This is a genomic window from Microbacterium sp. 77mftsu3.1 (assembly GCF_900100525.1).
Lineage (GTDB): Bacteria > Actinomycetota > Actinomycetes > Actinomycetales > Microbacteriaceae > Microbacterium > Microbacterium aquilitoris.
The window spans coordinates 199,672-217,703 of sequence record NZ_FNCR01000004.1 but is presented as its reverse complement, the minus strand read 5'-3'; the positions used below and the strand labels follow the sequence as shown (position 1 = coordinate 217,703).

The 18,032-nt window shown below is 69.8% G+C and carries 19 protein-coding genes; 4 read left to right on the top strand and 15 right to left on the bottom strand.

Translation table 11 applies throughout. The annotated features are described in order from the left end of the window. Positions 1-53: 53 nt before the first annotated feature. The 9 genes from rsfS to rplU all read right to left on the bottom strand — a co-directional run bounded on the left by rsfS (position 54) and on the right by rplU (position 6,778). Positions 54-431 carry a ribosome silencing factor gene (gene rsfS, locus BLR68_RS11865; protein ID WP_018186600.1) on the bottom strand — a complete coding sequence of 126 codons (378 nt, stop codon included), beginning with the start codon at positions 429-431 and terminating at the stop codon, positions 54-56. After that, the gene (locus tag BLR68_RS11860) at positions 431-1,591 is read right to left on the bottom strand and encodes a hypothetical protein (RefSeq protein ID WP_018186599.1); all 1,161 of its coding nucleotides are present in this window, start codon (positions 1,589-1,591) and stop codon (positions 431-433) included. Before BLR68_RS11860 ends, rsfS begins: the two co-directional genes overlap by 1 nt. Next, positions 1,588-2,184 (bottom strand): nicotinate-nucleotide adenylyltransferase, encoded by a 597-nt coding sequence (nadD, locus tag BLR68_RS11855; protein WP_026302841.1) that lies wholly within the window; start codon positions 2,182-2,184, stop codon positions 1,588-1,590. Before nadD ends, BLR68_RS11860 begins: the two co-directional genes overlap by 4 nt. 10 nt (positions 2,185-2,194) lie before the next feature. Next, positions 2,195-2,419: a hypothetical protein gene (locus BLR68_RS11850; protein ID WP_018186597.1), complete on the bottom strand. Its 225-nt coding sequence runs from the start codon at positions 2,417-2,419 to the stop codon at positions 2,195-2,197. Positions 2,420-2,463: 44 nt separating this feature from the next. Then, positions 2,464-3,723: a glutamate-5-semialdehyde dehydrogenase gene (locus BLR68_RS11845; RefSeq protein WP_018186596.1), complete on the bottom strand. Its 1,260-nt coding sequence runs from the start codon at positions 3,721-3,723 to the stop codon at positions 2,464-2,466. A 39-nt stretch (positions 3,724-3,762) separates the two neighbouring features. Beyond that, positions 3,763-4,593 (bottom strand): glutamate 5-kinase, encoded by an 831-nt coding sequence (proB, locus tag BLR68_RS11840; protein ID WP_018186595.1) that lies wholly within the window; start codon positions 4,591-4,593, stop codon positions 3,763-3,765. Next, positions 4,590-6,098 carry a GTPase ObgE gene (obgE, locus tag BLR68_RS11835; RefSeq protein ID WP_018186594.1) on the bottom strand — a complete coding sequence of 503 codons (1,509 nt, stop codon included), beginning with the start codon at positions 6,096-6,098 and terminating at the stop codon, positions 4,590-4,592. Before obgE ends, proB begins: the two co-directional genes overlap by 4 nt. A 92-nt stretch (positions 6,099-6,190) precedes the next feature. Next, on the bottom strand, positions 6,191-6,448 hold the full coding sequence (gene rpmA, locus BLR68_RS11830; protein ID WP_018186593.1) for a 50S ribosomal protein L27: 258 nt from the start codon (positions 6,446-6,448) through the stop codon (positions 6,191-6,193). Between the two features lie 21 nt (positions 6,449-6,469). Continuing rightward, on the bottom strand, positions 6,470-6,778 hold the full coding sequence (gene rplU, locus BLR68_RS11825; protein ID WP_026302840.1) for a 50S ribosomal protein L21: 309 nt from the start codon (positions 6,776-6,778) through the stop codon (positions 6,470-6,472). Positions 6,779-6,989: 211 nt separating this feature from the next. Between rplU and BLR68_RS11820 the strand changes: the two genes are divergently transcribed. Then, on the top strand, positions 6,990-7,262 hold the full coding sequence (locus BLR68_RS11820; protein ID WP_018186591.1) for a DUF4031 domain-containing protein: 273 nt from the start codon (positions 6,990-6,992) through the stop codon (positions 7,260-7,262). Positions 7,263-7,271: 9 nt separating this feature from the next. Here BLR68_RS11820 and BLR68_RS11815 read toward each other — a convergent pair whose 3' ends face one another. Next, complete coding sequence (locus BLR68_RS11815) at positions 7,272-9,689, bottom strand: Rne/Rng family ribonuclease (RefSeq protein WP_018186590.1); 2,418 nt, start codon at positions 9,687-9,689, stop codon at positions 7,272-7,274. 299 nt (positions 9,690-9,988) lie between these two features. Between BLR68_RS11815 and BLR68_RS11810 the strand changes: the two genes are divergently transcribed. After that, positions 9,989-10,594 carry a vitamin K epoxide reductase family protein gene (locus BLR68_RS11810; RefSeq protein ID WP_018186589.1) on the top strand — a complete coding sequence of 202 codons (606 nt, stop codon included), beginning with the start codon at positions 9,989-9,991 and terminating at the stop codon, positions 10,592-10,594. Positions 10,595-10,646: 52 nt separating this feature from the next. On the opposite strand, the gene ndk is transcribed toward BLR68_RS11810, so the two are convergent. From ndk to ileS, 4 genes are read right to left on the bottom strand one after another with little or no spacing between them, the layout of a single operon-like run. Next, positions 10,647-11,063 carry a nucleoside-diphosphate kinase gene (ndk, locus tag BLR68_RS11805; RefSeq protein WP_018186588.1) on the bottom strand — a complete coding sequence of 139 codons (417 nt, stop codon included), beginning with the start codon at positions 11,061-11,063 and terminating at the stop codon, positions 10,647-10,649. A gap of 1 nt (position 11,064) precedes the next feature. Next, positions 11,065-11,472, bottom strand: coding sequence for a DUF4233 domain-containing protein (locus BLR68_RS11800; protein WP_018186587.1), 408 nt, complete (start codon positions 11,470-11,472; stop codon positions 11,065-11,067). Further along, the gene (locus tag BLR68_RS11795; RefSeq protein WP_018186586.1) at positions 11,469-12,821 is read right to left on the bottom strand and encodes a bifunctional folylpolyglutamate synthase/dihydrofolate synthase; all 1,353 of its coding nucleotides are present in this window, start codon (positions 12,819-12,821) and stop codon (positions 11,469-11,471) included. Before BLR68_RS11795 ends, BLR68_RS11800 begins: the two co-directional genes overlap by 4 nt. Further along, complete coding sequence (gene ileS / locus BLR68_RS11790) at positions 12,818-16,195, bottom strand: isoleucine--tRNA ligase (protein WP_018186585.1); 3,378 nt, start codon at positions 16,193-16,195, stop codon at positions 12,818-12,820. The genes BLR68_RS11795 and ileS overlap by 4 nt, the downstream gene beginning before the upstream one ends. Before the next feature lie 221 nt (positions 16,196-16,416). Between ileS and BLR68_RS11785 the strand changes: the two genes are divergently transcribed. Next, positions 16,417-17,079, top strand: coding sequence for a hypothetical protein (locus BLR68_RS11785; protein ID WP_018186583.1), 663 nt, complete (start codon positions 16,417-16,419; stop codon positions 17,077-17,079). Continuing rightward, complete coding sequence (locus BLR68_RS11780) at positions 17,076-17,588, top strand: GNAT family N-acetyltransferase (RefSeq protein ID WP_018186582.1); 513 nt, start codon at positions 17,076-17,078, stop codon at positions 17,586-17,588. The genes BLR68_RS11785 and BLR68_RS11780 overlap by 4 nt, the downstream gene beginning before the upstream one ends. Here BLR68_RS11780 and BLR68_RS11775 read toward each other — a convergent pair. Next, a complete protein-coding gene (locus BLR68_RS11775) occupies positions 17,585-17,998 on the bottom strand; it encodes an OsmC family protein (protein WP_018186581.1) in 414 nt (137 codons plus the stop codon). The genes BLR68_RS11780 and BLR68_RS11775 overlap by 4 nt on opposite strands. Positions 17,999-18,032: the final 34 nt, after the last annotated feature.

The following is an 18,032-nucleotide window of genomic DNA, read 5'->3' as shown; positions in this document are numbered from 1 at the left end:
ACTCATCCAGCTTACTACACGCGGAGGAGTGCTCTGAACACGCGGCGACGACGTCACTCGCTGCGCGTGGGCTCCGCGATCGTCACGGGGATGATCGGGCAGTCCTTCCACAGGCGCTCGAGGCCGTAGAACACGCGCTCCTCTTCGTGGAAGACGTGGACGACCAGGTCGCCGAAGTCGATCAGCACCCAGCGCGATTCGTCGCGTCCCTCGCGGCGCAGGCGCTTCTGGCCCGCCTCGAGCATCTTCTCCTCGACCTCGTCGGCGATGGCGGCGACGTTGCGCTCGCTGTTACCGGTGACGAGGAGGAAGGCGTCGATCAGCGGAAGCGGTCCCGACACGTCGAAGGCGACGAGATCGGTTCCCCCCTTGCTGTCGGCGGCGGCCGCGGCCACCTGGACCAGTTCGTGCGTGTGCTCTGCAGCAACCATTAAAAGACTCCGTTCACAACGGTGAAGATGAGCACCGTCGCGAGAGCCAGCCCGAGGGCACCGGCGCAGATCGCGAGGGTCATGATGAGGCGGCTTCCCTTTTCGGGAGCCGGGGGGCGGATGATCTCATCCGCACTCTTGATCGTACTGATCGCCGCCGATGCGGCGATCGGGGTCGGTGAGGATGCCGGCGGCAGTTCGCCGTCCATGAGGGCGGCGTCGGCATCCTTACCGTCGGATCCAGGGGACGTCCCCGTGGACCCGAAGCTCTCCGGCAACGCGTAACTGCCGGTGATGATCAGTTCTCCCGTGCCGAGGATCGGGACCGAGAGCGATCCGGTCTCGGGCGTCTGCGACAGGATCAGCGCGTTCGGCGCCGACGACGAGCCGCTGCCGCCGCGCGTCAGCAGGTGGTCGAACGACGGCGGAACGTCGACGGGCGCCGCACCGTCCGCGAGGAGTTGCGCGCCGAGTTCGGGAGCGACGACCCGCGCGGGCTCCGGCGCGTCGGTGGGCTCGTCGGCTTCGGCTTCCACGTCGGCGGGGGCCGCGTCGAGGGGAACTTCTGCGGAGTCGGCATTCGGCTCGACAGTGTGCTCCGGCGCGTCCGAGACGGGTTCCGCGGACTCGTCCACCGAGGTCGATCCCTCAGCGTCCTCCTGCGGCGTCTCAGCGTCCTCCTGCGGCGTCTCGGCATCGTCGGCGGAAGCATGGTCGTCATCGTGGCCCGCATCGACGGGGATCTCATCGACCGGCTCACCATCGACCGGCTCACCATCAGCCGTCTCGTGCTCGGCCGTCTCGTGCTCGGTCGCCGCGGCGTCGCCTGTCGAGACCTCGTCCGTCACGGGAGCGGACTCGACGACGTCGACCGTCCCGGTGCTCAGCTTCGCGAGATGCCGCGCCTGGCGTCGCGTCACGGGGTGGGCGTCAGGGTGGAGGTCCACGTCGTCCGCGAGAACGGCCGGAGTGCGCTCCGGGGCGACCTCGGACTCGTGCTCGACCTCGGCGAGAGCAGCCTCCACGGCAGCGGCGTCCGACGCGTCGGCATCCGCTTGCGCCTCTTCGGGCGTGATGATCGGCGTGGATGCCGTGTTGCGCAGCTCCCGCAGTTGCCGCCGTGTCAGGGGTGGGGTGCTCGGCTGGTCTGGTGTGCTCATGCCTTGCTCCGATACAGGTGATGCTTCGCAATGTATTGGACGACGCCGTCGGGCACGAGGTACCAGACGGGGTGCCCACGGCTCACGCGAGCGCGGCAGTCGGTGGACGAGATGGACAGCGCCGGGATCTCGAGGACGCTGACGTCGTCCGAGGGCAGCCCGTCGACGCTCAGCGTGTGGCCCGGACGGGAGACCGCCACGAAGTGCGCGAGGTCCCACAGTTCGTCGACGTCCCGCCAGCCGACGATCTGCGCGATCGCGTCCGCACCGGTGATGAAGAAGAGCTGCGCATCGGGCCGCTGCGCTTTGAGGTCACGCAACGTATCGATCGTGTAGGTGGCCCCGGTGCGGTCGACGTCGACGCGGCTGACGGTGAACATGGGGTTGGATGCCGTGGCGATGACGGTCATCAGATAGCGGTGCTCCGACGACGACACGCCGGACTTCTGCCAGGGCTGACCGGTCGGGACGAACACGACCTCGTCGAGGTCGAACGACTGCGCGACCTCGCTCGCCGCCACGAGGTGACCGTGGTGGATGGGGTCGAACGTGCCGCCCATCACACCGATACGCGGTGCCCGCGTGGTTGCCATGAACGCGGCCTCAGTGGTGGCCGTGGCCCGCCTGCTGCACGGGGTTCTTCGCGGCGTACGCCTCCGCCTTGTGGGCGTGACGGTTGGCCACGTTGCGGTACGACAGGCTCACGAGGCCCAGCAGCATGAACAGCGCGAAAGCCACGATGCCGTACCCGTAGGTCGTGGCCATGACGTTTCCACCGTGGTGCTCAGTCTCGGCTGCGGCGAGGACGATGGTCGTCGCGAAGTTCATTCGGGCTCCGTTCGAGGGGTCGGGTGCAGGAACAGTTTAGGCGGTCAGGACCGGATCTGCCCGGCGCCCCGCGCCAACCACTTCGTGGTCGTCAGTTCGGGCAGCCCCATGGGCCCTCGGGCGTGGAGCTTCTGGGTCGAGATCCCCACCTCGGCGCCGAAGCCGAACTCTCCCCCGTCGGTGAACCGGGTCGACGCGTTGACCATCACGACGGCGGCATCCACTTCGGCCAGGAACCGTTCGGCGACGTCGTCATCGGTCGTGATGATCGATTCGGTGTGCTGCGTCGAGTAGCGCCGGATGTGAGCCAGCGCGTCGTCGAGGTCGTCGATGACGCGGATCGAGATGTCGAGGCTCATGTGCTCGGTGGCCCAGTCCTCGTCGGTCGCGGGTACGACATCCCGACCGAAGGATGCCGCGGCGGCATCGCCGTGGACGGTCACGCCGCGCTCTTGCAGAGCGTCGATGACGGAGGGCAGCAGACGGGATGCCGCATCGCGGTGCACGAGGACGGTCTCCACCGCATTGCAGACACTCGGACGCTGCACCTTCGCGTTGACGACGATGTCGGTCGCCCAGTCCAGCGGTGCGGTCGCGTCGAGGACGATGTGCACGACGCCGGCACCGGTTTCGATGACGGGGACGGAGGACTCGGTGACGACGGTCTCGATGAGCTGCGCGCTCCCCCGCGGCACGAGGACGTCGACGAGGCCGCGCGCCCGCATGAGGGCCCGCGCACCATCGCGACCGAAGTCGTCGACGGTCTGGATCGCCTCGGGGTCGACGCCGGCGTCGGCGAGAGCGCCCCTCATCACCGAGATCAGCGCCGCATTGGTCGACTGCGCAGCACTCCCCCCTCGCAGCACCACCGCGTTCCCCGAACGGAGCGCGAGGGCGGCGATGTCGACGGTCACGTTGGGACGAGCCTCGTAGATCGACCCGATCACACCGAACGGCACGGAGACCTTCTGCAGGTGCAGCCCGTTGTCGAGGACGCGGTCGTCGAGGACGCGTCCGACGGGGTCGGGCAGCTGGGCGACGTCGCGCACCGCCGTCGCGAGGGCCGCGACCCGACTGCCGTCGAGGATGAGCCGGTCGATGAGCCCCGTCGTGAGGCCGTCAGCTCGCCCGCGCGAGACGTCGTCGGCGTTCGCTTCGACGATCTCGTCGACGTTCTCATCGATGGCCTCGGCGATCGAACGCAGGAGGGCGGTCTTGGCGGCATCCGTCAGCAGTCCCAGCGACCGCGAGGCGGTCCGCGCCGAATGCATGCGCTCCTGGGGCGTGGCAGCGGTGATCGTCATCCGCCAAGTCTAGGGCGGCGGATGCCGGGTCTCAGCGTCTCAAGCGCCGTCGACCCGCACCGGAGCGGTAGCCACGGGAGCGGCGGGCTGGGGGTTCGGTGCGAACCAGGTGCCCACCTGTTTGCCCCGCAGGGCGTCGTGCACGAGGTCGGCGCTCGTGACGAGCACCGCGATCCCGGCGGATGCTGCCAGCCGAGCGGCCGAGGCCTTCGTCGCCGCTCCGCCCGTGCCGACACTGTTCACGACGACCGACCCGAACTGATAGCCCGACAGATCGTCGCCGTACGCGACGTCGATGATCGGGGTGGCGCCCGGCTCGTCCGGCGGGCGCGTGTAGAGAGTCTCGATGTCGCTCAGGAGCACGAGGGCGTCGGCGCCGACGAGCTGAGCCACGAGGGCCGCCAATCGGTCGTTGTCGCCGAAGCGGATCTCGTGGGTCGCGACGGTGTCGTTCTCGTTGACGATCGGGAGGATGCGCAGGCCCAGGAGGCGTTCCATGGCCCGTCGGGCGTTGGAACGGTGCGTCGGGTTCTCGAGGTCCCCCGCGGTCAGGAGCACCTGCCCGGCGACGATGTCGAAGGGCCGAAGGGCCTCCTGGTAGCGGTAGATCAGGACGTTCTGCCCGACGGCGGCCGCGGCCTGCTGCGTCGCGAGGTCGCTCGGACGGGCGTCGAGCAGCAGGAACGGCATCCCGGTCGCGATCGCACCCGAGGACACCAGGACGACCTCGGTCCCGCGGGCGTGCGCCTCGGCCAGGGCATCGACGATCGGCCCGATCTTCTCCGCGTTCTCACCACTGATGGACGACGAGCCCACCTTGACCACGACGCGGCGTGCGCCCGCGAGCTCGGCACGGTCCTGCAGCGTCACGACTCGTCCTCGTCCTCCCCGCGCGTCGCAGCGATCCGCTCGGACTCGAGCTCGGCGCGCGCCTCGGCCTTGGCATCCATCCGCTCGTGATAGCGATCACGGCGCTGCGAGGTCGTGCGACGGGGGTTCAGGTCGAGTCGGGGATCCGTGCCACGCGGCGCGGTCATGAGCTCGGCTGCGGAGCCGAGCGAGGGGTGCCAGTCGAAGACGATCCCGTCGCCGGCGCCGATGACGACCGTCGACCCAGCCTGCGCACCGGCCTTGAAGAGGCCGTCCTCCACGCCGAGCTTCTCGAGGCGGTCGGCCAGGAAGCCGACGGCCTCTTCGTTCTGGAAGTCCGTCTGCTGCACCCACCGCACCGGCTTGTCGCCGAGGATGCGGTAGATGTTGCCGTAGGTGCCACCCTCGACGCGGATCTCGAAGTCCTTCTTCGTTCCCTGCGGGCGGATGACGACGCGCTCGGGAGCGGGCGCCGCGGCCAGCGCCGCACGGTGCTCCTCGACGATCTCACCGAGGGCGAACGTCAGCTGACGGAGGCCGTCGCGGCTGACCGTCGAGATGTCGAAGACACGGAATCCGCGCTGCTCGAGCTCAGGGCGAACGAGATCTGCGAGCTCCTTCGCCTCGGGCACGTCGAGCTTGTTCAGCGCGACGAGCTGCGGCCGTTCGAGCAGTGGAATCTGCCCCTCGGGAACGGGGTAGGCGGCGAGCTCGGCCAGGATCACGTCGAGGTCGCTGATCGGGTCGCGACCGGGCTCCAGCGTCGCGCAGTCGAGCACGTGGACGAGGGCCGTGCAACGCTCGACGTGGCGGAGGAACTCGAGCCCGAGGCCCTTGCCCTCGCTCGCGCCTTCGATCAGCCCGGGGACGTCGGCCACGGTGTAGCGGGCATCGCCGGCCTGGACGACACCGAGGTTCGGGTGCAGCGTCGTGAACGGGTAGTCGGCGATCTTGGGCCGCGCCGCCGAGATGGCCGCGATGAGGCTCGACTTGCCGGCCGACGGGAACCCGACCAGAGCCACGTCAGCGACGGTCTTCAGCTCGAGCTGAACGTCGCCCTCCCACCCCGGGGTACCCAGGAGTGCGAATCCGGGCGCCTTGCGCTTCGGGTTCGCGAGCGCCGCGTTGCCGAGACCACCCTGGCCGCCGGGGGCGACGACGAAGCGGATGCCGGGCGTCGCCATGTCGACGAGGACCTCACCGGTCTCGTCCTTGACGACGGTTCCGACGGGCACCTGGAGCTCGAGCGGCTCGCCCTGGGCTCCGGAGCGGTGGTCTCCCATGCCGAAGCCGCCGTTACCGGCGGAACGGTGCGGCGAGTGGTGGTACGAGAGCAGGGTGGTGACCTGGGGGTCGGACACGAGGATGATGTCGCCGCCGTGCCCGCCGTTGCCGCCGTCAGGACCGGCGAGAGGCTTGAACTTCTCGCGCTTTACGGACACGCAGCCGTTGCCGCCCTTGCCTGCGCTCAAATGCAGCGTCACGCGATCGACGAACGTCACCATGCGGTGTCTCCTGACGGGGAAGCCGACCACGGTCGGCGGGGAAAAAGAGAGGGGCGGGCCGCAGCCCGCCCCTCGTCAAGGATTGTGTGTGGTCACTCAGCGACCGGCACGATGTTGACGACCTTGCGGCCGCCCTTCGTGCCGAACTCGACCGCACCGGCGGCCAGAGCGAACAGCGTGTCGTCGCCACCGCGGCCGACATCGGCGCCGGGGTGGAAGTGGGTGCCGCGCTGACGGACGATGATCTCGCCGGCGAGGACCTTCTGACCACCGAACCGCTTCACGCCGAGGCGCTGTGCGTTGGAGTCACGACCGTTACGGGTGGAGCTTGCGCCCTTTTTGTGTGCCATCTCTCGTGTCCTCTCGGCTACTTACTTGATGCCGGTGATCTTGACGCGCGTGAGGTCCTGGCGGTGGCCCTGGCGCTTCTTGTAGCCGGTCTTGTTCTTGAACTTCTGGATGATGATCTTCGGACCACGCTCTTCGCCGACGACCTCGGCGGTGACCTTGACCTTGGCGAGCTTGTCGGCGTCGGTCGTCACGGCGTCGCCGTCGACGAACAGGACGGCGGGGAGCTCGATCTTGTCGCCGATCTTGGCCGACTGACGGTCGAGGACGACGATCGTTCCGACCTGAACCTTCTCCTGACGGCCACCGGCGCGCACAACTGCGTAAACCACTTCACACCTTGTTTCTTCTGTGGAGCGCACGGCTCCGATTGTCTGATGAGACTGGAAGTCATGGTGCGGAAGCCAGGCTCTGCATCGCAACTGCCTGCGACACGTGACGCACCAAGGGACCAGAATACCCGATCCCCGCAGTGAGGGCAAAAGCGACCCCCGGCGCGTCGCGCGCGGTCCCGCCCGGGACGCGCCCGCCTAAGATCGGCGGATGACCGTTCTCGTCGACTCCGCGATGTGGCCCGCCCACGGCAGGCTGTGGGCCCACCTGGTCTCGGACAGCGACCTGGATGAGCTGCACGCCTTCGCGGCGACCCACGGCATCCCGCCGCGTGCATTCGATCGCGACCACTACGACGTCCCGGAGGACGCGATCGCGCGCCTGGTCGCGGGCGGCGCCGAGCAGGTCGGCGCGCACGAGCTCGTGCGCCGACTGATCGCCTCGGGACTGCGCGTCACCGCCCGCCAACGTCGGGGGCGGTGACGCGCCGGATCAGTCCTCCGGAGCCGTCTGGACGGGTGTGCCCGTGAGGGCGGCCGTCGTCACACGACGGCGCGCGCGGCCCTGACCCGGAGCCTTCGGCTCGGGGAGCGCCTCGAGGACCGAGTCGAGCAGACGATCGGCATCGGTCTTCGGCGCGGCATCCGCCTTCTTGCGACGGGGACGCTTGGCGCGCTCGGGCCGCTCGGCGACCTGCTCCTCCGCAGCGGCCGCGGCCGCCTCCTCGTGAGGCTGGATGGTGGATGCCGCGATCTGCGCGAGCGCGGACTTCACACCCTCCGTGATGACGTGGGTGTGGCCGGGTGCCGCGGCGGGGGCGTTTGCGCCCTGATTCTGCGACGAACCGCTGTTCTGGCGCGGACGGCGGTTGTTCCCGTTGTTGCCACCGTTGCCGTTGCCGCGGTCGCCGCCCGAGGAACGGTGCTTGACGACGGGGTCGTGGTGGACGATGACGCCTCGACCAGCGCACACCTCGCACGCCTCGCTGAACGTCTCGAGCAGGCCGAGGCCGATCTTCTTGCGAGTCATCTGCACGAGGCCGAGCGAGGTGACCTCGGCGACCTGGTGCTTCGTCCGGTCGCGGCTCAGGCACTCGACGAGGCGGCGGAGGACGAGGTCGCGGTTGGACTCGAGCACCATGTCGATGAAGTCGACGACGATGATGCCGCCGATGTCGCGAAGGCGCAGCTGGCGGACGATCTCCTCCGCGGCCTCGAGGTTGTTCTTCGTGACCGTCTCTTCGAGGTTTCCGCCGGTGCCGACGAACTTGCCGGTGTTGACGTCGACGACCGTCATCGCCTCGGTGCGGTCGATGACGAGGGATCCACCGGAGGGCAGCCAGACCTTGCGATCCAGCGCCTTCTCGATCTGCTCGGTGACGCGGAAGACGTCGAACGGGTCCTGCTCGCCCTCGTACTTCTCGATGCGCTCGAGCAGGTCGGGAGCGACGCCCGTCAGGTACGACGTGATGGTCTCGTATGCCTCGTCGCCCTGGATGAGCATCTTGCGGAAGTCCTCGTTGAAGACATCGCGGACGATCTTGACCAGGAGGTCGGGCTCCGAGTGCAGGAGCGCCGGAGCCTGCCCGGTCTGCGCCTGCGTGCTGATGTGCTCCCACTGCGAGGTAAGCCGCTGGACGTCCCTCGTCAGCTGCTCCTCGGTCGCGCCCTCGGCGGCCGTGCGCACGATGACGCCGGACGACTCCGGGAGGACCTCCTTGAGGATCTTCTTCAGGCGAGCACGCTCGGTGTCGGGGAGCTTCCGCGAGATGCCGTTCATGGCGCCGCCGGGAACGTACACCAGGTAGCGACCCGGAAGGGAGATCTGGCTCGTCAGGCGGGCGCCCTTGTGGCCGACGGGGTCCTTCGTGACCTGCACGAGGACACGGTCGCCGGACTTGAGTGCCAGCTCGATCCGGCGGGGCTGGTTGCCGGTCTCGACGGCATCCCAGTCGACCTCACCGGAGTACAGCACGGCGTTGCGGCCGCGACCGATGTCGACGAAGGCCGCCTCCATGCTGGGGAGGACGTTCTGCACGCGACCGAGGTACACGTTGCCGATGAGCGACGCATCCTGGTTGCGGGCGACGTAGTGCTCGACGAGGACGTTGTCCTCGAGCACGCCGATCTGGATGCGACCGCCGCGCGAGCGGACGATCATGTCGCGATCGACGGACTCGCGGCGGGCGAGGAACTCGGCCTCGGTGACGACGGCGCGGCGACGACCGGCTTCGCGCCCGTCGCGACGGCGCTGCTTCTTGGCTTCGAGTCGCGTGGATCCCTTGATCCGCTGCGGCTCGGTGATGACCTCGACGGCGCGGCGGCGGGGCGCGACCGGCTCGTCGTTCTGCTCGACGGCGTTGCCACCGCGACGACGGTTGCGACGACGCGAGCTGCCGCCGGACTCGGCGGACGGCTCATCACGGTCGTCACGCCCACGGTCGTCCCGGCCGCGGTCGTCCCGGTCGCGCTCGTCGCGCGCCGCAGCCGGCAACGGCGGGACCTCGGGGGCGTAGAAGTGGAGGGCCGTCGACACGGCCGAGACGAACTGTTCGGGCAGGAGCCCGAGGCTGACCGCCGTCGGGATCGTCGGCTCGGCAGGCTGCTCCGGCTCAGCGGGCTTCTCCGGCTCGGCAGGCTTCTCCGGCTCGGTGGACCGCTCCGGCTCGGCGGGCTGCTCGGGCTCGGCGGGCTGCTCGGGCTCGGCAGGCTGCTCGGCCTCCGCGGACGGAGCGTCTTCCGTCGGCTCCTCGGGACCGGAGGACTGGACGTGCTGCTCGGGCTCGACCTGCTGCTCGAGCTGAGCTGCATCCTGATCGGACGACGCCACCTCGGCGGTCTGGTCGGCCGTGGCCGTCAGATCCCCATCGATCGCGTCGGTCGCTGTCGTGTCGTTCGTGTCATCTGCCATCTCTGGCCTACTCCCAGCCGACGGCCCCGCGTGCCGTCCGGCGAAAATCGGGCGGCGACGCTCCGGTCTCGGAGGTGCCGCGAACTCATTCGGTCTGCAGCCGATCCCCGCACACTCGGCGGGGTGATGCTGCGCGGGCGTGATCGCCCGAAGTCTTCTGGTGACATCTTGGCGGCGCGGCCGCGGGGACGTCGAGCCCCATTATCCCACTACCCGGACCCGAACCGTGACCGGAGCTCCCCGATATGCACGGCCGGCGCATCAGAAAGGTGATCAGTCCCGATGGGATAATCGCCGACATGACCACGCGGACCCGCTCTCCCCGCCCGACCGTCTTCGCACTCTGGCTGATCTTCGCCGGCGTGGTGGGGTGGATCGCGGCGTTCGCACTGACCACCGAGAAGTTCTCGCTCCTCGAGAACCCCGGCTCGTCGGCATCCTGCGACATCAGCCTTCTCGTCCAGTGCGGGAAGAACCTCGACTCGGCCCAGGGGTCCGTGTTCGGGTTCCCGAACCCGATCCTCGGGCTCACCGGGTGGGTCGCTCCGATCGTGGTGGGTGCGGCGCTGCTGGCCGGGGCGCGCTTCGCGAAGTGGTTCTGGCTGCTGTTCGGGCTCGGCGTGACCGCTGCGTTCGCGTTCGTCCTCTGGCTCATCACGCAGAGCATCTTCGTGCTCGCCACCCTCTGCCCCTGGTGCATGGTGACGTGGTCTGTGACGATCCCGACGTTCTTCGCCGTCGCCGTCCACCTGGTCCGCGAAGGGGCGATCCCGGCATCCGCCGCCGTCCGACGACGCGCGGACGCGCTCATGCCCTGGACACCGCTCATGGCCATCGTGGCGTTCGCGGTGGTGGGCGTGATCGCTCAGGTGCGACTGGACTGGATCTCCGAGTTCACCCGCTGAGACGACGACGCGCCCGCCCCGGTGATCGGGACGGGCGCGCGACGACGTGTCGTCAGTCGAACCAGATCGCGAGCTCCCGGTTCGCGGACTCGGCGCTGTCGCTGCCGTGGACGAGGTTCTGCTGAACGGCGAGGCCCCAGTCGCGTCCGAAGTCCCCGCGGATCGTGCCGGGTGCGGCCGTCGTCGGGTCGGTGGTCCCCGCGAGCGAGCGGAAACCCTCGATGACGCGGTTGCCTGCGAGGCGGATCGCCACGGACGGGCCCGACATCATGAACTCGAGGAGCGGCTCGTAGAACGGCTTGCCCTCGTGCTCGGCGTAGTGCTGCTCGAGGCGCTCGCGATCGGGGTCGACGAGGCGGATGTCGACGAGCGAGTACCCCTTCGCCTCGATGCGGGCGAGGATCGCGCCGGTCAGTCCGCGCGCGACGCCGTCGGGCTTCACGAGGACGAGTGTCTGTTCGGTGGCCATGTCAGTCTCCGTTCTTCTCCGCCTCGGCGGCGAGTGTGGCGTTGCGCTCGTCGAGCGCGCCGCCCTTGATGGTGCCATACACGTACAACGCGCCGAAAACGGCGGCCGCGATCAGGACGGCCGGCACGAGGAACGCACCCAGCGCGACGACGACCTGCAGCAGTCCGCCGGCAATGACTCCCGCGCGATACCGGGTGAACGCACTGACGACGATCATCAGGATGCCGAGGGTGACACCACCCACGATCCCCCACCACGGCTCGATCCCCTGCGGGAGCGCACGGAGCCCGTAGACCGACAGACCGGCGAGGAAGGCGACGATGGACTCGAAGCCGAGGATCACCGACAGGAGCGACTCCCGCGCGCCGCGCTGCCGGCGCGGACGGGGCGGACGCGACGACCTGCTCACGAGCGGTACCCCGACTTCCAGTCCTCCGCCTCGGCCAGGACGACCGCCTCGCCGGCGAGCACGACGCTGCCGGCGATGACCACCGCGCGGCGATCGGATTCCGCCGCCCACGCGCGTGCCGCCTCGGCCGCCTCGGCGAGGTCGCGGTGCACCGTCACGGGCGTCTCGGTCTGCTCGACGAGGTCGGCGACGGCATCCGGCTCCTCCGCCCGGTCGGACTCGGGGGCGGTCGCGAACACGTGCGCGACCGCGGGGGCGAGCGTCTGGACGATCCCGGCGACGTCCTTGTCGGCGAAGGCACCGAGCACGAGACCCCAGTCGTCGAAGTCGAACGAGTCCCCCAGGGCTGCGACCAGCGAGCGGGCACCGTGCGGGTTGTGCGCACTGTCGACGAGGACGGTGGGCGCGATGCCGACGAGCTGAAGACGTCCGGGCGAGGTCACGTTGCCGAGGCCGTCGGCGAGCACGTCGGCGGCGATGGGCTGCGACGCTCCCCCGATGAGCGACTCGACGGCCGCGATCGCCAGCGCGGCGTTGTGGCCCTGGTGCGCGCCGTACAGCGGCAGGTAGAGCTCGTCGTACGTGGCCGCGAGCCCGCGGACCGTCAGCAGCTGACCGCCGACGGCGAGCTTCTGGTCGAGCAGGCCGAACTGCTCCCCCTCGACGGCCAAGGACGCGCCCTGAGCCCGAGCCGCCGTCGTCAGCACGCTGAGCGCCGCGGTCTGCTGGGCCGCAGACACCACGGCGGCGTTCGGCTTGATGATGCCGGACTTCACGGTGGCGATCTCGCCGATCGTGTCGCCGAGCTTGTCGGCGTGGTCGATGTCAATCGGCGCGAACACCGCGACGTCGCCGTCGGCGGTGTTCGTCGAGTCCCACGCACCGCCCATGCCCACTTCGATCACCGCGACGTCGACGGGGGCGTCGGCGAACGCGACGAAGGCGAGCACGGTGAGCAGCTCGAAGAAGGTCAGCGGAGGCTCGTCCGTGCCGTCGAGCTCTTCGTCGACGAGCGCGACGATGGGCGCGATCTCGTCCCATGCGTCCGCGATCGCGGCATCGGCGATGGGCTCGCCGTCGACCATGATCCGTTCGGTGAAGCGCTGCAGGTGCGGGCTGGTGAAGAGCCCGGTCCGGAGCCCGTGGGCCCGGACGATCGACTCGGCGATGCGGCTCGTCGAGGTCTTGCCGTTCGTGCCCGTCACGTGGATGACGCGGTAGCTCCGCTGCGGGTCGCCGAGGAGTTCCAGCGCGCGACGGGTGCGCTCGACCCGGGGTTCGACCCAGCGCTCCCCCTGCCGTTCCAGGAGTGCCGCGTAGACGGCGTCCGCTCGTGTCCGGTCGCTCATGAGGTCGCTCCGATCCGGCGCACGCCGATCGTGAAGGAGCCGGCATTCGCGTAGGTGCCGGCGGGGACGGATGCCGTGTGCTCGGGGCTCGAGCGCAGGGCCTCGCCGCGGAGGGCGGTGCCGTCGGCGGCGGCGACGAGGTCGGCGACCGAGAGGGTCTCCCCCGCGACGTCGGCGACGTCGAACGCCGCCGCGACCGCCTCGGCGTCGCCGTCGTCGTCGAAGGTGAGCTGCAGCGCGATGCGGTCGCTCACCTCGAACCCGGCGGCCTTGCGGGCGTCCTGCACGGCGCGGATGACGTCGCGCGCGAGACCCTCGGCCTCGAGCTCGGGCGTCGTCGTGGTGTCGAGCAGGACGAACCCGCCTCGCGGCAAGAGCGCGATCGCGGTGCCCTCGGCGACGCCGCCCGCCTCGAGCGTGAGGTCGTACTCCCCCGGTTCGAGCGCGATGCCGTCGACGACGACCACGCCGTCCTCCTCAGTCCACAGGCCCGCCTTGGCACCCTTGATGACGTGCTGGACCTGCTTGCCGAGGCGCGGACCCGCCGCACGCGCGTTGACGGCGAGGCGCTGGCTGATGCCGTACTGCTCGGCCAGGCCGTCGGTGAGCTCGACGACCTGAACGGCCTTGACGTTGAGCTCGTCGCGCACGATGTCCTCGAACTGCGCGAGCGCGTCGGCACCGCCCACCGCGACCGTGAGGTTCGCGAGCGGCAGACGCACGCGCTTGCCCTCCTTCTTCCGCAGCGCGTTCGCGACGGACGAGACCTCGCGGACGGTGTCCATCGCTTCGCGGATGTCGGATGCCGGGGCGAACTCGTCGGCGTCCGGCCAGTCCTCGAGGTGGACGCTCCGCCCCCCGGTGAGACCCTGCCAGATGCGTTCGGAGACGAGCGGGATGAGCGGAGCCGCGACGCGGGTGAGCGTCTCGAGCACCGTGTAGAGCGTGTCGAACGCCTCCGTCGTGGTCGGTTCGGCGGCATCCACCCCCACCCAGAACCGGTCGCGCGAGCGACGGATGTACCAGTTGGTCAGCGCCTCGGCGAACTCGCGGAGCTTCGCGGCCGCCATCGTCGAGTCGAGGGCCTCGAGGTCCGCGGCGACGTCGCGGACCAGGTCGCCCGTGAGCGCCAGAATGTGGCGGTCGAGGACGTTCGTGGAGTCCGTCCGTCGCGTCGCCTCGTAGCCGGCACCGTCTTGGCCGCCGGCCGCGTTCGCGTACGTCGAGAAGAAGTACCACGCGTTCCACAGCGGCAGCAGGAACTCGCGGACGCCCGAACGGATGCCCTCCTCGGTGACGACGAGGTTGCCGCCGCGCAGGACCGACGAGCTCATGAGGAACCAGCGCATCGCGTCGGAGCCGTCGCGGTCGAAGACCTCACTGACGTCCGGGTAATTGCGCAGCGACTTCGACATCTTCTGACCGTCGCTGCCGAGCACGATGCCGTGGCAGGCGACGCCCGAGAACGCCGGGCGGTCGAAGAGCGCGCCCGACAGGACGTGCATGACGTAGAACCAGCCGCGGGTCTGCCCGATGTACTCGACGATGAAGTCGGCGGGGGCGTGCTCGTCGAACCACTCGCGGTTCTCGAACGGGTAGTGCACCTGCGCGTACGGCATCGAGCCGGAGTCGAACCACACGTCGAAGACGTCCTCGATGCGGCGCATCGTCGACTGCCCGGTCGGGTCGTCGGGGTTCGGACGGGTCAGGTCATCGATGAACGGCCGATGCAGGTCGACCTCGCCCGCCTCGTTCACGGGCAGCCGGCCGAAGTCGCGCTCGAGGTCCGCGAGCGAGCCGTAGACGTCGACGCGGGGGTACTCGGGGTCGTCGCTCTTCCACACCGGGATCGGCGAACCCCAGAACCGGTTGCGGCTGATCGACCAGTCGCGGGCGCCCTCGAGCCACTTGCCGAACTGGCCGTGCTTGACGTTCTCGGGCGCCCACGTGATCTGCTCGTTGAGCTCGACGAGGCGGTCCTTGATCGAGGTGACCCGGACGAACCAGCTCGAGACAGCCTTGTAGATGAGGGGGTTCCGGCAGCGCCAGCAGTGCGGGTACGAGTGCTCGTACGACGCCTCGCGCAGGAGCCGGCCCTCGGCCTTCAGCAGGCGGATGAGCGGACGGTTGGCGTCCATCCACAGCTCGCCGGCGACGTCGGTCACCTGCGGCAGGAAGCGTCCTCCGTCGTCGAGGCTCATGATGAGCGGGATGCCGGCGGCCCCCGTCACGCGCTGGTCGTCCTCACCGTAGGCCGGGGCCTGGTGGACGATGCCCGTGCCGTCGGTCGTGGTGACGTAGTCGTCGACGAGGATGCGCCAGGCGTGCTGGGTGCCCCAGGTCTCCTCGTCGGCGTAGTAGTCGAAGAGCCGGTCGTACGCGACGTCGGCGAGGTCCGCACCGCGGACGGTCTGGTCGACCGCCTCGCGGGCCTCGTCGGCCGAGGCGTAGCCGAGGTCCTTCGCGTAGTTCGCGAGCAGGTCGGAGGCCAGCAGGTAGCGGTGCGACTGACCCTCGAGGGAGTCCTCGTGGACGTCGGCGGCTCCGGCAGGACCGCCCGGCAGGACGACGTACTCGATGTCGGGGCCGACGGCGAGCGCGAGGTTGGTCGGGAGAGTCCACGGGGTCGTCGTCCAGGCGAGGGCGCGGACCGCCGTGAGTCCCAGAGCCTCGGCCTTGGCGCCGACGAGCGGGAAGGTCACCGTCACGGACGGGTCCTGACGCATCTTGTAGACGTCGTCGTCCATGCGCAGCTCGTGGTTCGAGAGCGGGGTCTCGTCGCGCCAGCAGTACGGCAGCACGCGGTGGCCCTCGTAGGCGAGGTCCTTGTCGTACAGCTCCTTGAAGGCCCAGAGGACGGATTCCATGTACCCGGTGTCGAGCGTCTTGTAGCCGCGCTCGAAGTCGACCCACCGCGCCTGGCGGGTGACGTAGTTCTCCCACTCCTGCGTGTACTCGAGGACGGATGAGCGCGCCTTCGCGTTGAAGGCGGCGATCCCCATCTCCTCGATCTCGCTCTTCTCGGTGATGCCGAGCTGCTTCATCGCCTCGAGTTCGGCGGGCAGCCCGTGCGTGTCCCAGCCGAAGACGCGGTCGACCTTCTTGCCTCGCATCGTCTGGAAGCGCGGGAAGAGGTCCTTCGCGTAGCCGGTGAGGAGGTGGCCGTAGTGCGGCAGGCCGTTGGCGAACGGCGGGCCGTCGTAGAACACCCACTCGTCGGCGCCGTCACGCTGCGCGATCGACGCTCGGAACGTGTCGTCCTGCTCCCAGAACGCGAGGACGTCGCGCTCGAGGTCGGGGAACCGCGGGCTCGGGACGACGGCCGCGGGGGCGTCGGCGGCGGGGCCGAAGGCGGAAGGTCGGGGGTAGGTCATGTCGCTCCTGCAGGTCTGGTCCTGCGAGGACGATCCGAGGACCGCGGTACCACCCCGCTTGGTGCGACCCGGATCCGGGTGCACCCACTCACCTGCGGCGATGACGGGCCTGCCCCGCTCGGTTCTACTGGGCGGCGGACCGCTGTTCTTCCGAGAGCTCCCCGGTGATGGCCGGATCGGTGCTGATGCAGACGATCATACCGTCGGCATAGCCTGGCGTCATGGCCCGCTCCCGCATCCGTCCCGAGCCTCCCCGCATCCCGGATCCGGATCTCCCCCGGGAGTTCTCGTCCGCGACGCTCCACCGGTCGGGCGAGACGTCCGAGGCGCGCATCGACCTCGACCCCGGGACGACGGATGCCGCGCACACCCGCATCAGCGAGAGTCTCGTGGCCGCGGCATCCGTTCAGACGCTCGATCTGACCGGAGCGATCCTCACCGACGTCGTCCTCGACGCCGTGTCGACGGCCGAGCTGATCGCCCGGGAGGGGACGTGGCGGACGGTCGTCGTCCGCGGCGGGCGGATCGGGACCCTCGACCTGTCCCGCGCGCGCTGCGACGGTCTCGTTTTGGACGGCGTGCGGATCGACTACCTGACGGCGGGCGGTGCGACGCTCCGAGACGTCGAGGTGACCGGATGCCGCATCGGCACCCTCGATCTCCCCGGCGCCCGAGTGGAGCGGATGCGGTTCGCGGAGACGTCGGTGGACGAGATGGACGTCAGGGAGTGGCAGGCGGGCGACGTCGACCTGCGCGGCGCGGACGTGCTCTCCTTCACGGACGTCCGGATGCTGCGGGGCGTCACCCTGACCGCCGATCAGGCGACCTCGCATGCGCTCGCGCTCGCGGCATCCCTCGGCATCGACGTGAGGACGGACGCGTGACCCTGCGGACGGCGCGGCTCGTCCTCCGCGACATGGGCGAGGACGACCTGCCGGCACTCCGGACGATCCTCACCGACCCGGTCGCGATGACCGCGTACGAGGGGCCTTTCGCCGAGAGCGAGTGCCGGGCGTGGCTCGAGCGCAACCTCCAGCGCTACTCGGAGGACGGGTTCGGGCTCTGGGCCGTCGAGCTCGCCGACGCCCCGGGCGAGATGATCGGGCAGTGCGGCATCACCCGGCAGCGCATCGACGACGACGAGGTCCTGGAGGTCGGGTACCTCTTCCGCCCGGCGCACTGGCAGCGGGGGTACGCGACCGAGGCCGCGGCGGCGTCCCGCGACTGGGCGTTCCGCGCGCTCGACGCCCCGGCCGTGTGGGCGAAGGTCCGCGACACGAACATCGCGTCGATGAACGTCGCCATCCGCCTCGGGATGACGGTCCGCCGCCGCTTCGTCACCCGCTACCGAGGCGTCGACATGCCGCACCTCGGATTCGCCGTGGACCGCTAGGAGGCCCAGTCCTCCGCACGGATGCCGACGGTCGCCGCCCCCTGCAGCAGGCGCGAGATCGGGCAGCGGTCGTGCGCGGCCGCGACGAGTTCGTCCGTCTCGCCGAGCGTGCGCCCCTCCGCGGAGACGAACGCCGTGACGTGGAACTCGTACCCGCCGCGCTCCGGGGAGTCGTGGAGCTCGACCTCGACGCGCACCCGCGTGCGCTGGGCGCCCTTCACGATCGCCTGCAGGGTGGCGTCGAGGCAGGTGGCCCAGGCGAGGGCGAGCAACTGCTCGGGATTGCTCCGCGACAGGTCCGCGTCGGGGCTCAGCGGGTTCGACACCGCGACCTCCAGGCCGCCCGTGACCCGGCTGACACCCGTCCCGCCGTCGTCGTTGATCGCCTCGGTCCGGTACCTGGTGCTCATGGCAGAACTATAGTTGGACGGCATCCAACAACGT